Here is a 15911-nt window from a genome sequence, read left to right on the forward strand (position 1 = left end):
TACAGAGTTCGACTTGTTCAGCTTTAGTGGAGTAGACGGGAGTCGAACCCGTGTCCAAAAGCCCATTCACTGTTCTTCTACTATTATAGTTGATTGCTTCGGTTTCCCTCATTCCCTCCGGCATAAGAAAATCAACATTCCCATGCTTTCAGTAGCTTCATGATACGCCCACAGTCTCAAAGCTTTGACTGAGTCGTTTCCTACATGGTCGAAGCCTGGGTCCTAAAGTGTAGGTGCTCTAGGTCAGACTGCTGCCATTAGGCAGCGTAAGCTAAATTTTCGTTAGCGTTTATATTTAGATTTGTGATTTGACGCATCACCTGCGAATAGCTTCACCAGCTTCAAAACCCCTGTCGAAACCTTTACTACCCCTTGTGGATAGCTGTGAGATAAATACTATCACTGTAAATTTATATTGTCAACCCCAAACAGGACTAAAAACACCAAATTAAATCAATAGTTTAATTCATAAAATTCAAATTATATCTTCAGCGGTAGCTTTGAATACAATTATCCCAGATTTCTTACCTTAAAGTCTTTTAAAGCTTCTCTTTGCTGGTCTTTCTTTGCAATAGAGTCTCTCTTATCATAGAGTTTTTTACCTCTTGCAAGACCAATTTCCATTTTTACACGTCCTTTGCTTAAATATACCTGCAAAGGTACTATTGTAAATCCCTTCTGTGATGTCTGTCCCTCAAGTTTATTAATCTCAGACTGATGAAGGAGCAGCTTTTTCGGACGAAGCGGGTCTTTATTAAAAATATTTCCTTTTTCATAAGGTGTAATATTCATATTAATAACAAAAACCTCACCGTTGATTATCTGTATATATGCCTCTTTTATTGAGCATTTTCCTTGTCTTAAAGACTTAACCTCAGTACCGTGAAGTACAAGTCCAGCCTCATATTTCTCGTCTATAAAATAGTCATAATAAGCCTTTTTATTATTAGCAATCAGCTTATTTCCACTTGATTCTTTCATATGATCTCCTTATTCTGCCAGTTCAAAATCTATAGTTCTAAGAATCTTATCACAGTTGATAACCTTAACATTAAGTCTCTGACCCAGCTTGAATGTCCTTCCTGTTGTCTCATTTACCATCTCATAATGATTCTCGTCATAAATATAATATCCGTCACGAAGCGAGGCTACACTAATCATTCCTTCAATTGTATTCGGAAGTTCTACATATATTCCCCATGCGGTCATTCCGGATACAACACCCTCAAATGTCTCTCCGATATGTTTTTCCATATACTGTACCATTTTCAGCTTATCTGTATCTCTTTCTGCATCATCAGCCCTGCGTTCTGTAGCACTTGTCTGCTTTGCGACTTCAGGAAGAATAGCAGCAAAATGCTCACTTCTCTTATCACTCATACCACCATGCAGATTTTCTTTAATAATTCTGTGAATCTGTAAATCAGGATATCTTCTGATTGGCGATGTGAAATGACAGTAATACTTGGCAGCAAGTCCGAAATGACCTACGCACTCCGTTGTATATGATGCTCTTTTCATAGAACGAAGTGTAAGGCGTGCAATTAAATTCTCCTCGTCGCTTCCCTCTATTTTCCCCAAAAGCTTCTGAAGCTCCTTCGGATGAATCTCATCACCTATTTTTATCGAATATCCAAAATTATTGATAAATGTTCCAAGCCTTCTTATCTTCTCAGGATCAGGATTTTCATGACTTCGGTAAAGGAATGGTATTTCCTGCCAGAAATAATCTTCTGCCACTGTCTCATTTGCAATAAGCATGAAATCTTCGATAATTCTTGTCGCTGTATTTCTGTCATACGGCTTTATTTCCACCGGTTCACCCTTATCGTTAAGCGTAATCTTTGTCTCCGGAAAATCAAAATCAATCGAACCGCGTTTGAATCTTCTCTGACGCAGTATCAGTGCAAGCTTTTCCATAAGTCTGAACATATCAGCAAAATCTTTATACTCGTTTAAAATTTCTTCATCTTCATTTTCAAGAATCTTTTTTACATTTGTATAAGTCATTCTTCTGTCAACATTGATTACAGACTCACATATCTTATGTGAAATCACATTGCCTTTTTCATCAATATCCATAAGACAGCTGAGTGCAAGCCTGTCACAGCCCTGGTTAAGTGAACATATTCCGTTGGACAGCTTATGCGGAAGCATTGGTATAACACGGTCTACAAGATAGACACTTGTTCCTCTCTTATATGCTTCTTTGTCAAGAGGACTGTATTCTTTTACATAATTGCTCACATCTGCGATGTGAACTCCAAGGCGATAGATTCCATTTTCCTCAGATACAGTTATTGCATCATCCAGGTCTTTTGCATCTTCACCATCTATAGTAACTGTCTGCAAATCACGCAAATCAACTCTTCCGGCATAATCTTTAGTCGACAGTTCATCAGGAATATCATTTAATGATTTCATTACACTTTCAGGAAATTCCATCGGAAGGTCATATGCTTTTATTATAGACATAATATCCGTTCCCGGGTCATTAATATGCCCTATAATCTCCTTTACGCGACCTTCCGGGTTCTTTTTCAATGTACCATAAGAAGTAAGCTCTACAACAACTTTATGTCCTGTCACGGCCCCCATGGACTTTTCCTGTGGCACAAAAATGTCATAACAGATTTTCTTATTGTCCGGAACAACAAATCCAAATGTTTTACTCTTCTGGTATGTTCCGACCACCTCTTTTATCTGATGCTCAAGAATCTTGATAATCTTGCCTTCACATCTCTTATCTCCATGTTTTTCTGCTGTTATGGCAACCATAACTTTATCCATATGAAATGCTCCGCCATCGTCAGATTCTTTGATAAAAATATCATCTTCCCTGCCTTCGACAACAACAAAACCAAAACCACGGCTTGTCTTCTGGTATATTCCAATAATAGCTGTATTTTCAGGCTTACTGTATTTGCCTTTTTTTGATACGCCTATTCTGCCCTCTGCTACAAGTGAATCAAGCACTGCCTGCAGCTCATGTCTGTCCTCTTTCGGAACCTGCATAAGTATTGCAAGCTCCTTAGTTTTCATTGGTACATAGAGGTCGTTATGCAAAATAAGATCCTCCAGCATATTTTTTCTGTCTTCAAACACTTTATCATATGTTCTTTTTGATTTATGTCCCATAACAATCCTCCCTGTTTTTGCCGTGATTAACTTGTCGTCTGCATAAAAAAGGATGCCCTTCAAGCTATCCTTAAAGAGCATCCTTATAACTTTTTAGAAATTAATATTCAATATAGCAGCAATAACAATAAATGCGATTGCAAGTATCTTTGTAAATAATACAAGCTTACCTTCTATTGAACGTCCTTTATTCTTACCCCAGTAAGTATCAGCAGCACCGCTGATTGCACCAGACAAGCCTGTCTGCTTGCTTTCCTGCATAAGAACTACAATTGTTATTGCAATACAAACTAATATAAAAAGTCCCATAAGTAATACTCTAAATGTATCTGCCCATGACATTCCAAACATCAGTAACACCTCCTACTTGGTTAAAATCGTCACACAATAGTATAATCTTAACACAAGCATTTAATAATATCAAGTATTTATTATTTCTTTATCAAGAGAGATTCACCAGTCATTTCTGCCGGCTTCTCAAGTTCCATAATATCTATAAGAGTAGGAATAATATCGCAAAGCTTGCCATTCTCTTTAAGAGTATATGCCTCATCATAATTTACAAGTATAAACGGAACCGGATTTGTTGTATGTGCTGTATATGGTTCGCCATTGTCATCAATAAGCTTTTCAGCATTACCATGGTCAGCACAGATAAACATTACACCATCAACTTCCTTAACAGCCTCTACTACCTTGCCTACACACTCATCAACAGTCTCTATTGCCTTAACAACAGCGTCCATGATACCTGTATGTCCAACCATATCAGGATTAGCAAAGTTAGTAATTATTACATCATACTTTCCTGAACGTATTGCATCTGTAAACTTCTGGCACACTTCAGGTGCACTCATTTCAGGCTGAAGGTCGTATGTTGCAACCTTTGGTGATTTAACAAGAATTCTGTCCTCACCTTCATTTGGCTCTTCAACACCGCCGTTAAAGAAAAATGTTACATGTGCATATTTCTCTGTCTCAGCAATTCTTGCCTGCTTTAAATGATTCTTTGCAAGGAATTCGCCGAATGTATTTGTAATTTCCTGCTTTTTGAACGCAACATACTTATTAGGAATTGTAACATCATAATCTGTGAAGCATACATAATGAACTTTCTTTCTTGGACCTCTGTCAAATCCAGCAAAATCATCATCACAGAAACATCTGGTAATTTCTCTTGCTCTGTCAGGTCTGAAGTTAAAGCAGATAACTGAATCGCCATCTTTGATAGTTGCAAGTGGCTTGCCATCTTCCTTAATAACTGTAGGAACAACGAACTCATCAGTCTTTCCGGCTGCATATGAATCGCTTATTGCACATCTTGCACAGGCAGCTTCATTACCAACGCCCTCTGTAAGTGCCTTGTATGCTGCTTCAATTCTATCCCATCTGTTATCTCTGTCCATCGCATAATAACGACCCATGATTGAGGCAATCTTACCTACGCCGATTTCGTCCATCTTGTTATAAAGCTGGTTAATGAAATCTTTTCCTCCGTCTGTTGCCGTATCACGTCCATCCATAAAACCATGAACATATACATTTTTAAGACCATTTCTCTTTGCAAGCTCAAGAAGTGCAAATACATGTGTAAGATGGCTGTGAACACCACCGTCTGAAAGAAGTCCATAAAGATGTAAATCAGAATTATTCTTCTTACAGTTCTCAATTGCACCAAGAAGTTCTTCATTTTCAAAGAAATCACCATCTTCAATAGACTTTGTAATTCTTGTAAGTTCCTGATATACAATTCTACCTGCACCCATATTAAGATGTCCTACTTCTGAGTTACCCATCTGACCATCCGGAAGTCCTACTGCAAGCCCGCTGGCATATCCTTTTACAAATGGATATTCTGCCATCAATTTATCCATTACAGGTGTATTGGCATTTGCAATACCATTACCCTCTTTTTTATCACTTAAACCATATCCGTCAAGTATCATTAAAACCACTGGTTTTTTAGACATATCAAAATCCTCCTTGTTTTTGCGAAGCAAAAATTTTATCTTCATTTTTTACCGAACGTATCATACCATATAATCCCGAAAAAGTAAAGAAAAAGCGGACACAACACTGTGTGTCCGCAATATTATAATTACTTGTCGTAATGAACTATCTTTGCAAATTCAGGCTTGAGGCTGGCACCGCCAACAAGACCTCCATCAATATCAGGCATTGAGAATATATGATTGGCATTGCCTGCATTGACACTGCCGCCATATAAAATTCTTATTCTCTCAGCAACAACCGCACCATATATATCACGTATATTAGTACGAATTGCAGCACATACTTCCTGTGCCTGTTCTGCTGTTGCAACTCTTCCTGTTCCTATCGCCCATATAGGTTCGTATGCAATAATACAATTAATAACCTTTTCCGGTGGTATGTATTTGAAAGCGTTGACAATCTGTTTTTTGATAAATTCAAGTGTAACTCCGCTCTCACGCTGTTCAAGACTCTCTCCACAGCAAAGAATCGGAAGAAGCTTATGTTCTATAGCTTTCCTCATCTTTTTATTAATTATTTCATCTGTTTCATGAAAATATTGTCTTCTCTCCGAATGTCCGATTATAACATATGACACTCCGGCATCAACAAGCATCTCAGGCGATAACTCACCTGTATATGCTCCTTTTTCCTCATAAAACATGTTCTCAGCACCGACTTTTATATTGGTATCCTTCACTTCATTAACAACTGGGACAATATCAATTGCCGGCACACAAAATACGACGTCTACGTCGTCATTCTTTACCATTGGCTTTAGTTCTTCTGCAAGTTTAACAGCTCCGCTTGGAGTCATATTCATCTTCCAGTTACCAGCCACCATTTTCTTGCGCATACAGATACCCCTCCTGTAACATTAATACATTCGCAAAAACATCACGATTGATTTTATTTAATTATATCATACAATTTCTAAAAATGCCACTTATTTTACAGAATTTACGTAAAAATTCCCGGAATTTCTTATATGAAATCCCGGGACATATATAAAAATTATGTCAGTCGGTTTTTACTTGTCGTTAGCAGCTTCTACACCTGGAAGTTCTTTACCCTCAAGGAACTCAAGAGAAGCACCGCCACCTGTAGAGATATGTGTCATCTTATCGCCAAAACCAAGATTATTTACAGCTGCAGCTGAATCACCGCCACCAATAATTGTTGTAGCGTCTTTTAATGCTGCAAGTTCTTCTGCAACAGCGATTGTACCCTTTGCAAAGTTAGGAAATTCAAATACACCCATTGGTCCGTTCCATACTACAGTCTTAGCATCTTTTAATGCATCCTTGTAGAGTTCACATGACTTAGGTCCAATATCCATACCCATATCATCATCTTCCTGATGACCTGCAGCTACGATACGGCTAGGTGTATCATTCTTAAATTCCTTTGTTACAACTGTATCAATAGGAATCAAAAGCTTAACGCCTTTCTTTTCAGCCTTTTCCATCATCTCTTTAGCATATTCAAGGTAATCATCCTCTACGAGAGACTTACCTACATTACCACCATGAGCTTTCTGGAATGTATATGACATACCGCCACCGATGATAAGTGTATCAACCTTGTCAAGAAGGTTATTGATAACTGAAATCTTTGATGAAACTTTAGATCCACCAAGAATAGCCACAAATGGTCTTACAGGATTATTTACTGCGTTGCCAAGGAAATCAATTTCCTTCTGCATAAGATAACCAACAACTGCTGTATCAACAAACTTTGTAACACCAACATTTGAACAATGTGCTCTGTGAGCTGTACCAAATGCATCATTTACAAATACATCACAGATAGAAGCGAGATCTTTAGAAAACGCTTCACCATTCTTTGTTTCTTCAGGACGGAAACGTGTATTCTCAAGAAGAATAACATCACCATTCTTCATATCTGCTATTGCAGCTCTTGCATTATCGCCAACAACTGTGTCATCAGCAGCAAACTTTACTTCCTGACCAAGAAGTTCTGAAAGTCTCTTTGCAACAGGTGCAAGTGAAAATGTTGCATCTGGTCCCTTAGGTTTTCCGAGATGTGAACAAAGAATAACCTTACCACCATCAGCGATAAGCTTCTTGATTGTAGGAAGTGCAGCAACAAGACGTGTCTCATCTGTTATTCTGTCTCCATCAAGTGGTACATTAAAATCACATCTGCATAATACTCTTTTGCCATTAACGTTGATATCATCAACAGACTTTTTATTAAGCATAGTTTATTTCCTCCAAATTCATTTCTGACATACGATGAATAAATCCATCACAAAATAATACTTGATATAAGATAAAAACCAGAGAATATCATAATATATATTCTCTGGTTTTTTCTCTCGTTACTTATATGTTAAACGATTAGTTTAATTCAGCAAAATACTTGATTGTTCTAACCATCTGGCTTGTGTATGAATTTTCATTATCATACCAAGAAACAACCTGTACCTGACATCCACCATTAGGAAGCTCATTAACCATTGTCTGTGTAGCATCGAATAATGAACCAAATCTCATACCAACGATATCGCTAGATACGATCTGCTCTGTGTTATAACCGAATGACTCTGTAGCAGCAGCCTTCATAGCAGCGTTAACTTCATCAACTGTAACCTTCTTAGCAACTACAGCATTAAGAATTGTTGTAGAACCTGTAGGTGTAGGAACTCTCTGAGCAGCTCCGATAAGCTTGCCATTAAGTTCTGGGATAACAAGACCGATAGCCTTAGCAGCACCTGTTGAGTTAGGAACGATGTTGCAAGCACCTGCTCTTGATCTTCTTAAATCACCCTTTCTCTGTGGACCATCAAGAATCATCTGGTCACCTGTGTAAGCATGAATTGTACACATGATACCTGATTCGATTGTTGCACAATCATTAAGAGCCTTAGCCATAGGAGCTAAACAGTTTGTTGTACAAGAAGCAGCTGAGATAATCTGATCATCTGCTGTAAGTGTCTCATGGTTTACATTGTAAACGATAGTCTTTAAATCATTACCAGCTGGTGCAGAAATAACAACCTTCTTAGCACCTGCATTGATATGAGCCTGAGCCTTAGCCTTTGATGTATAGAAACCTGAACACTCAAGAACTACATCAACACCAATTTCGCCCCATGGGCAGTTGTTAGCATCTGGCTCTTTATAAATTTTGATTGTCTTACCTTTAACAGTAATTGTACCAGCTTCATCATCAGCAGTAACCTGATCTTCTTCACCGAAGTTTACATATCTACCCTGTGATGAATCATACTTTAAAAGATGAGCTAACATCTTAGGACTTGTTAAATCGTTGATAGCTACTACTTCGTATCCTTCTGCACCAAACATCTGTCTGAATGCAAGTCTGCCGATACGTCCAAAACCATTAATTGCAACTTTTACTGACATAAAAATTTCCTCCTAATATAAATTAGATTGTTAATTATTAATCAACTAGATTGTATTTTACATAATATAAGTAAAAATATCAAGTATTAATTACCTTTTTTTACAAAATGCAAAAAAAATCTTTATATAAAGCTCTTCATTTAGTTAATTTGACGAAATTTCTTCCTGAACACACTCCGCAACATTTTTTGCATGATCCGACATTCTCTCAAGATTTGATAATATATCAAGGAAAACAACGCCATTTGAAGGGAGACATTTTCCATCCGAAAGCCTTTTTATATGCTTATCCCTCAATTCTTCTTCGAGGTCATCAACCTCATCTTCTATTCTGTATACATCACGTATAGCTGCCTCATCGCCTGTTTCCCTGGCAACAACTGCCCTGTCAAAACAGCAGAGAACTTTATCCCACAGCTGTCGTAATTCATCCTGCCCACGCTGTGAGAATACAATATCATGTTCTATCTTATATTTTGTAAGATCTGCAAGATTTTCCGCATGGTCAGATATTCTTTCAATATCAATTACCGCATGGAACAGGTCATTTACAAGAAGATGCTGCTTATCTGACAATGACTGGTTATTAAGTTTTATAAGATACGAAGTCAGATATTTTGAATAGTAATCAACTTCTTTTTCAAGCTCATATATCCTGTCTACAAGTTCCTGGCTGTTTTCCCTTACTGCCCTTGACGCAATCTCAATATTGTCATAGGCAAGACGTCCCATGTTAATAACTTCATTTTTGGCACGTTCAACAGCAACAGACGGCTGTCCGAGAATTCTGTCATCAAAATGCCTGCTGATTTCAAGTTCTTCTTTATCACTTATTTCCTCTATCTGTTCGGTCCTCTTTTCAGGAACAATAATGCCTGAAAGCTTAACAAGGAGCTTGGCAAAAGGAAACATTACAGCTGTACATGTAATATTAAAAAATGTATGGAATATTGATATCTCAACACCCGTTATATTATGAACTGCAATATCCGGTCTTATACAGAAAAGAATAAAGCCAGCTGTACCAAACAGCAACGCACCTGCCACATTAAACAATAGATGCATACATGCGGCTCTTTTAGCAGTACGCGTTGTTCCTGCACTCGAAATAAGAGCTGTAACACATGAGCCTATATTTTGTCCAAGTGTTATAAAAATCGCCGCATTCGTCGTTACAACGCCGTTCATGGCAAGAGTCTGTAATATTCCGACAGATGCTGATGAACTCTGTAAAATCGCAGTAACAACAATACCGATAATTATTCCAAGAAACGGATTACTGCCTACAATCTTAAATGCATTTGAAAAAATCGGTGCATCTGTGTATGGTGCAATTGATGCACTCATAAATTCAAGTCCTTCAAACAGAAGACCGATACCAACAAACAACTCACCAACTGTCTTTGACCTGTCTTTTTTTGAAAAAAGACTAACAAATGCACCGATGCCTATAAGAAGCGGTGCATAAAAAGACGGCTGCAATGCTTTTGCAGCATCACCAATCTGTCCGAGTGATACAATCCATGCTGTAATTGTTGTTCCTATATTGGCTCCCATAATAACGCCTACAGCCTGAACAAGTGTCATAAGTCCTGCATTTACAAAACCTACAACCATTACTGTTGTCGCACCACTGCTCTGTATAATTGCAGTAATAAGTGCACCAACCAATATTGCCAGAAATCTGTTTCTTGTAAGATAGCCAAGCAGCGACTTCATTTTGCCTCCGGCTGATTTCTGCATGCCGTCCGCCATTCTATTCATACCATAGAGGAACATTCCTATTCCTCCCGCAAATTCAAACAAGCTGCCTATTCCATTCATTATGAACATTTACCGTCCTTTTCGTCACATAGTATTTTAATTTTGTGTTAATTTAATTTTACACTTATTTTACATAATATCAATTGCAATCATTAATTTCAAGTTATATTCAATCGTTTTTATAAAAAAGCCGTAATGTTTTCAAAATTGTCACAAATATGGTATACTTAATTTTGAAAAAATAAACACATTACACATGTGCATTTTATACATTTGAATTATTACAGCTATGAAGATTGGAGATTAAACATGAACAGACCTGCCGACTTTCACACACACAGCCTTTTCTCTTCGGATTCTGATGCAAAACCCGAAGAAAACATTAAAGCTGCGATAAATCTTGGACTTTCGTCAATATGCTTTACTGAACACAATGATTTTGATTTTCCACCGGAAGATAACAAAGATGTGTTATTCCAGCTTGATTTTGACAATTATATTTCAAGTATTGCCAGCATCAAAGAATTATATTCAGAACAGATTCCTGTATATATAGGTGTTGAACAGGGACTTTGCCGCTCCGCCGCAGACAGAATTAATGACTACGACAAAAATCATATTCTTGATTTTATAATAGGTTCTTCCCATCTTGTATACGGCAATGATCCTTACTATCCAAAATTCTGGGAAGGCCGCAACATAGATGAAGTAATCAATGCTTACTACGAAAGTATCCTTGATAATTTAGACACTTGTAATAATTTTGATATTTATGGTCATATTGATTATATAATACGTTATATTCCGGATAAATCATACAAGTATAACTATAAGAACTTTTCTGATATCATTGATGAAGTGTTAAAAAAAATCATCTATAATGGCAAAGGAATAGAGATTAACACTGCAGGGCTTCGTTATGGTCTTAATGCCACAAACCCATCAGCCGAAATAGTTTTAAGATACCGCGAACTCGGTGGTGAAATAATAACCATCGGCTCAGATGCACATTACAGCCGCGATATCGGAAGCGGATTTGATATTGCCTACGATATGCTCAAATCATGTAATTTCAAATATTATAATATCTTCAGGAAGAGAAAGCCCGAATTTATACAGTTATAAAAATATATCAAAGCAGGGAATTTCTGCATTAATATGCTTACGTTCCCTGCTTTTGTTATACATATTTTCTTAACTCTTCTACATTTCTTTTTATACATTCCACAACATAATCAACCTGTTTTTTTGATATTTCTTCATTTATTGTAAATCGCACTGTCGAATATGCTCTCTCATCAGAAAGGCCTATTGCTTTGAGGACATGCGATGGCTCTTTTTGTGCCGATGAACAGGCTGACCCGGCAGATGCACATATCCCCTGCTGGTCAAGCATCAATATAAGTGTAGCACCATCAACACCTTTAAACGAAAAATTCATATTATTAGGAAGACGCTCTTGTTCATCTCCATTAAGCCAGACATCTTTTATCTGCGTTGTGACCTTTTTTATCATATAATCACGGAGCATTTTTTCTTTTTTTATCCTCATATCCCTGTTTGTCATTGCTATCTGTGCCGCTTTTGCAAGCCCTATTATTCCAGCAACATTTTCAGTTCCGGCACGCATCCCGTATTCCTGACCTCCGCCATTAATAAATGGTGTTTTAAGCTTTCCCTTTTTTATATATAAAAAGCCTACGCCCTTAGGTCCCCTTATTTTATGTGCACTAACACTAAGCATATCAACATTCATTGCATTTACATCTATATATATATTTGTATAAGCCTGGACTGCATCCGTGTGAAATAAGATGTTTCTTTCATGTGCAATTCTTCCTATGGCAGCCACCGGTTCAACCGTTCCAATCTCATTATTGGCTGCCATAACTGATATTAAAAATGTATCACGGAAAATATTACGCTCAATTGCTGCTGTTCTTACTTTACCCTTTTTATCTACCGGAATCTTGATTATTCTGCAATGTCTCTTCTCAAGTGAATCACATGTTCTTAAAATTGCATGATGCTCTATCGGTGTTGTAATTATGCTTCCATATGGGTGTTCCTGTGCAGCCATTTTCAAAGCCCAGTTATCAGATTCTGAACCTCCCGATGTGAAAAAAATTTCATCCGGCCCTGCTCCTATTGTTGATGCAAGCAGTTCTCTTGCCTGCGTAATATCTTTTTTTATATTTTTAGAAAATGTATATATGCCGGAAGGGTTGCCATATCTGTTTCCCATGTACGGAAGCATCGCCCTGACAACATCCGGGTGCATTTTTGTAGTTGCGGCATTGTCCATATATATCATTACATCACATGCACCTTTCATTATTTTCCTGTTAATATTATATTCATAAATCACATATAATTGATAATAATAAGACTGTTTACTTACGTTTACGGAGGCATTTTGAAAAAGTTTAATAATGTCATAAAAGGCACCCTGATTCTTACTACCGCAGGTATTCTAAGTAAAATTCTCGGCTTTTTTTACAGAATTTATCTGTCACGATGCATAGGTGCCGCCGGCATGGGACTGTTCCAGATTGTTATGCCTGCTGCCGGAATTGTATTTGCAATATGTTCATCCGGAATACAGACAGCTATTTCAAAATTCTGCTGTGATAAAAAAAATGATTTTCTGTGGCTTATATCAGGGCTTTTACTCAGCATTCCAACATCTTTAATTCTTACTTTTATTGTGTATACAAATGCAGATTTTATTGCAACACGATTTATTTTAAATGAAGCATGTTCTTCATTGTTAAAAATTCTTTCATTATCATTCCCATTTGCAGCTTTTCATAACTGCATTAATGGATTTTATTTTGCAAAAAAGAAAACCGCAATTCCGGCATTCTCACAGCTTTTTGAACAGATTATACGATTTTGTGCTGTATACATTTATGTCACCATCTATGCTTCTGACGGAAATGCCTCTGTATTGTGTGCAATATACAGTAATCTGTTCGGTGAAATCGCCTCATTTTTATACTGTACTTGTGCCATTTTTTATACATTTATAAAAAGCAAATACAACAATACACATAAAAAATCCTCTCTTATGTCTAAAATACGTGAAATGTTCAAATTTTCATTTCCGCTTACCGCAAACCGCCTGCTTATGCATATTTTCCAGAGTGCAGAAGCTGTTCTTGTTCCCGCACAGCTTATTGTTTATGGATTGTCAAAGAGTGATTCTGTTTCAATCTACGGAATTCTTACAGGCATGGCAATGCCTCTTATTTTATTTCCCACGGCACTGACTAATTCACTTGCAGTTATGCTTCTCCCGGCGGTTTCAGAACTAAATCTTGAAAACAATAATAAAAGTATTAAATCTACAATCAATAAATGCATTACTTTCTGCATATCAACCGGCGTATTAAGTACCGCCATTTTTATATTTTATGGCTCATATGCCGGAGCTATAGTTTTTAATCAGCCTGAAGTTCGTAATTACGTATGTATTCTTGCATGGCTGTGTCCATTTATATATCTTACCGTTACAATGGGAAGTATTCTCAATGGTCTTGGCGAAACAATGGCTACCTGTATACAAAATATTTCCGGTATAATAGTAAGATTGATATTTCTCGTCATTTTGGTTCCAAAATATGGAATAACAATGTATATGGCAGGACTTTTATGTTCGCAGATTCTTGTATGTATCTGCCATTATATAAAATTAAGCCGCATGCTTCATATACGTATGAATGCACACGGCTGGTTTCTGATACCGGGATTTTTTTCATTATTATCAACCGGTATTTCTCTTATTTTTTACAAATATATAAGCAGGCTGGTTTCCGGCTTAATTCCTCTCTTTGGGGGAGCCGTAACTGCCTGCATTATATACATTTTTTTATATGCTACTTTTTATCCTTATCGGAATAAACCGCATTGAGGTCAATGGGTGCTTCCAGTATTGTGGGAGCACTCTCCCATCGTTCCTTATCTTTTTCATACATCTGTTTAAGCCAGTCAACCAACTGAAGCCGTCCTTCCTCACTTAAAGGAAATGTATCAGAGATTATTTCTTCTTTGGGTGTTGCTGCAAAGCTGTATGGCTTCTGCCACACATATGCCTCGAGAACTTCATCAGGTTTTTCGCCCGCTTTTTTTATCCTGTAACGCATACCATGATGTTCACCACTGTATACACCTTTGTACATAAAGAAATTAAGCGGCATTATCTGACTTGCATCTATCATTTCACCCTCCTAAACTCTTTAATATTAATGAGCATGTATAATCTTCTTTGGACACTTCTCAGCACACTTGCCACAACCTGTACACTTGTCATAATCAATATGTGCAATGTTATTTTCAACTGTTATAGCACCGAATTCACACTGCTTTGTACACATCATACAACCGATACATCCTGTCTGACATACTGACATTACATCTTTACCTTTATCTTTTGATGCACATTTAACAACCTGTTTTGCATCATAAGGAATAAGTTCGATTAAGTGTCTTGGACATGTAGCAACACACTTGCCGCATGCCTTACATTTTTCTTTATCAACTACTGCGATACCATTTACAATGTGAATTGCATCAAAAGGACAGGCTTTTACACATGAGCCGTAACCCATACATCCATATGTACAAGCTTTTGAACCACCATTAGGAACAAATGGCATAACTGTACAATCCTGCACACCTGTGTAGTGATAATTTTCTTTTGCTTTTTCACAGTCGCCCGCACATTTCACAAACGCTGTCATTCTCTTTGAATCGCCGACTTCTGAACCCATGATTGCTGCAATCTTCTTTGCAACAGGTTCACCACCGACAGGACATGCTCCAACTTCAGCTTCTCCTGCAGCGATAGCTTTTGCAAGTGCATCACAACCCGCATATCCACATCCGCCACAGTTATTGCCCGGAAGTTCTGCTCTGACATCAATTTCTTTCTGGTCTACTTCAACTGCAAACTTTTTACCCATGAATCCGAGGAAAAGACCAAGAATTAAGCCTACAATGCTGACAACAGCAGCTGCTATAATAATACCTGTCATCTTTATTTCCTCCTTATAAAATTCCTGAGAATCCAAAGAATGCTATTGACATAAGGCCTGCTGTAAGCAGAACAATAGGCATACCCTGGAAACTTTCAGGAACATCGTTATATTCATTTCTCTCACGGATACCGGCCATGATGATAATGGCAATTGTAAATCCGACAGCTGTACCGAAACCACTGATAACTGATTCGATTAAGTTATATGAATTCTGTACATTTGTGAGTGCTATACCAAGCACGGCACAGTTTGTTGTGATAAGAGGAAGGTAAACACCAAGTGCTTCATAAAGAGCAGGTGAACATTTCTTTAATACCATCTCAACAAACTGAACAAGTGCAGCAATTACAAGGATGAATACGATTGTATTCAGATATGTTAAGTCAAGCGGTGTAAGAATATAATCATAAATCAGACTACAAAGTGCTGATGAAATTGTTATAACACCGATAACTGCACCACCCATTCCGGCGGCTGTGTTAATTTTCTTAGATACACCGAGGAAAGGACACAGACCAAGGAACTGGCTTAAAACGACATTATTTACAAGTGCCGCACTAATTGCGATTATAAGTAAATTCATTTA

General features: G+C 37.4%; 14 protein-coding genes and 1 other RNA gene. 2 read left to right on the forward strand and 13 right to left on the reverse strand.

Features of this window, described 5'->3' with window-relative positions; all coding sequences use genetic code 11:
* Positions 1-24: 24 nt before the first annotated feature.
* From ssrA to H8S01_RS02730, 9 genes are all read right to left on the reverse strand, one after another.
* Positions 25-372, reverse strand: a transfer-messenger RNA (tmRNA) gene (gene ssrA / locus H8S01_RS02690).
* Between the two features lie 138 nt (positions 373-510).
* Complete coding sequence (smpB, locus tag H8S01_RS02695) at positions 511-981, reverse strand: SsrA-binding protein SmpB (RefSeq protein WP_186836092.1); 471 nt, start codon at positions 979-981, stop codon at positions 511-513.
* A 9-nt stretch (positions 982-990) separates the two neighbouring features.
* Positions 991-3138: a ribonuclease R gene (rnr, locus tag H8S01_RS02700; RefSeq protein ID WP_186836093.1), complete on the reverse strand. Its 2148-nt coding sequence runs from the start codon at positions 3136-3138 to the stop codon at positions 991-993.
* Positions 3139-3231: 93 nt separating this feature from the next.
* Entirely contained in the window at positions 3232-3489 is a 258-nt protein-coding gene (gene secG / locus H8S01_RS02705; RefSeq protein WP_021866944.1) for a preprotein translocase subunit SecG, read from the reverse strand.
* Between the two features lie 80 nt (positions 3490-3569).
* The gene (gpmI, locus tag H8S01_RS02710) at positions 3570-5108 is read right to left on the reverse strand and encodes a 2,3-bisphosphoglycerate-independent phosphoglycerate mutase (protein WP_021866943.1); all 1539 of its coding nucleotides are present in this window, start codon (positions 5106-5108) and stop codon (positions 3570-3572) included.
* Positions 5109-5236: 128 nt separating this feature from the next.
* The gene (gene tpiA / locus H8S01_RS02715; protein ID WP_186836094.1) at positions 5237-5986 is read right to left on the reverse strand and encodes a triose-phosphate isomerase; all 750 of its coding nucleotides are present in this window, start codon (positions 5984-5986) and stop codon (positions 5237-5239) included.
* A 174-nt stretch (positions 5987-6160) separates the two neighbouring features.
* Positions 6161-7354 carry a phosphoglycerate kinase gene (locus tag H8S01_RS02720; protein ID WP_186836095.1) on the reverse strand — a complete coding sequence of 398 codons (1194 nt, stop codon included), beginning with the start codon at positions 7352-7354 and terminating at the stop codon, positions 6161-6163.
* A 139-nt stretch (positions 7355-7493) separates the two neighbouring features.
* On the reverse strand, positions 7494-8522 hold the full coding sequence (gap, locus tag H8S01_RS02725; RefSeq protein ID WP_012739424.1) for a type I glyceraldehyde-3-phosphate dehydrogenase: 1029 nt from the start codon (positions 8520-8522) through the stop codon (positions 7494-7496).
* A gap of 144 nt (positions 8523-8666) precedes the next feature.
* Positions 8667-10355 (reverse strand): Na/Pi cotransporter family protein, encoded by a 1689-nt coding sequence (locus tag H8S01_RS02730; protein WP_186836096.1) that lies wholly within the window; start codon positions 10353-10355, stop codon positions 8667-8669.
* Between the two features lie 240 nt (positions 10356-10595).
* Between H8S01_RS02730 and H8S01_RS02735 the strand changes: the two genes are divergently transcribed.
* Entirely contained in the window at positions 10596-11411 is an 816-nt protein-coding gene (locus H8S01_RS02735) for a histidinol-phosphatase HisJ family protein (RefSeq protein WP_186836097.1), read from the forward strand.
* A 55-nt stretch (positions 11412-11466) separates the two neighbouring features.
* Here H8S01_RS02735 and H8S01_RS02740 read toward each other — a convergent pair whose 3' ends face one another.
* A complete protein-coding gene (locus H8S01_RS02740) occupies positions 11467-12621 on the reverse strand; it encodes a cysteine desulfurase family protein (RefSeq protein ID WP_021865339.1) in 1155 nt (384 codons plus the stop codon).
* An 81-nt stretch (positions 12622-12702) separates the two neighbouring features.
* On the opposite strand from H8S01_RS02740, the gene H8S01_RS02745 reads away from it, so the two are divergent.
* Positions 12703-14199 carry an oligosaccharide flippase family protein gene (locus H8S01_RS02745; protein WP_186836098.1) on the forward strand — a complete coding sequence of 499 codons (1497 nt, stop codon included), beginning with the start codon at positions 12703-12705 and terminating at the stop codon, positions 14197-14199.
* Here the strand turns inward: H8S01_RS02745 and H8S01_RS02750 are convergent.
* Genes H8S01_RS02750 through rsxA form a run of 3 tightly spaced genes read right to left on the reverse strand, consistent with a single transcriptional unit; the run spans position 14165 to position 15908 of the window.
* Positions 14165-14506, reverse strand: coding sequence for a hypothetical protein (locus H8S01_RS02750; RefSeq protein WP_186836099.1), 342 nt, complete (start codon positions 14504-14506; stop codon positions 14165-14167). The genes H8S01_RS02745 and H8S01_RS02750 overlap by 35 nt on opposite strands.
* Before the next feature lie 24 nt (positions 14507-14530).
* Positions 14531-15322 carry an RnfABCDGE type electron transport complex subunit B gene (locus H8S01_RS02755; protein ID WP_021865342.1) on the reverse strand — a complete coding sequence of 264 codons (792 nt, stop codon included), beginning with the start codon at positions 15320-15322 and terminating at the stop codon, positions 14531-14533.
* 13 nt (positions 15323-15335) lie between these two features.
* A complete protein-coding gene (gene rsxA / locus H8S01_RS02760) occupies positions 15336-15908 on the reverse strand; it encodes an electron transport complex subunit RsxA (RefSeq protein WP_021865343.1) in 573 nt (190 codons plus the stop codon).
* Positions 15909-15911 lie beyond the last annotated feature (3 nt).

It is taken from the genome of Lachnospira hominis (ex Liu et al. 2021) (assembly GCF_014287955.1).
In the GTDB taxonomy this organism is placed as follows: Bacteria; Bacillota; Clostridia; order Lachnospirales; family Lachnospiraceae; genus Lachnospira; species Lachnospira hominis.

Bases quoted from the DNA above. Each gene is read 5' to 3' on its own strand.
- gpmI (WP_021866943.1), bottom strand. From the start codon at position 5,108: ATGTCTAAAAAACCAGTGGTTTTAATGATACTTGACGGATATGGTTTA.
- H8S01_RS02720 (WP_186836095.1), bottom strand. From the start codon at position 7,354: ATGCTTAATAAAAAGTCTGTTGATGATATCAACGTTAATGGCAAAAGA.
- H8S01_RS02730 (WP_186836096.1), bottom strand. From the start codon at position 10,355: ATGTTCATAATGAATGGAATAGGCAGCTTGTTTGAATTTGCGGGAGGA.
- gap (WP_012739424.1), bottom strand. From the start codon at position 8,522: ATGTCAGTAAAAGTTGCAATTAATGGTTTTGGACGTATCGGCAGACTT.
- H8S01_RS02735 (WP_186836097.1), top strand. From the start codon at position 10,596: ATGAACAGACCTGCCGACTTTCACACACACAGCCTTTTCTCTTCGGAT.
- rsxA (WP_021865343.1), bottom strand. From the start codon at position 15,908: ATGAATTTACTTATAATCGCAATTAGTGCGGCACTTGTAAATAATGTC.
- smpB (WP_186836092.1), bottom strand. From the start codon at position 981: ATGAAAGAATCAAGTGGAAATAAGCTGATTGCTAATAATAAAAAGGCT.
- H8S01_RS02750 (WP_186836099.1), bottom strand. From the start codon at position 14,506: ATGATAGATGCAAGTCAGATAATGCCGCTTAATTTCTTTATGTACAAA.
- H8S01_RS02755 (WP_021865342.1), bottom strand. From the start codon at position 15,322: ATGACAGGTATTATTATAGCAGCTGCTGTTGTCAGCATTGTAGGCTTA.
- rnr (WP_186836093.1), bottom strand. From the start codon at position 3,138: ATGGGACATAAATCAAAAAGAACATATGATAAAGTGTTTGAAGACAGA.
- tpiA (WP_186836094.1), bottom strand. From the start codon at position 5,986: ATGCGCAAGAAAATGGTGGCTGGTAACTGGAAGATGAATATGACTCCA.
- secG (WP_021866944.1), bottom strand. From the start codon at position 3,489: ATGTTTGGAATGTCATGGGCAGATACATTTAGAGTATTACTTATGGGA.
- H8S01_RS02740 (WP_021865339.1), bottom strand. From the start codon at position 12,621: ATGAAAGGTGCATGTGATGTAATGATATATATGGACAATGCCGCAACT.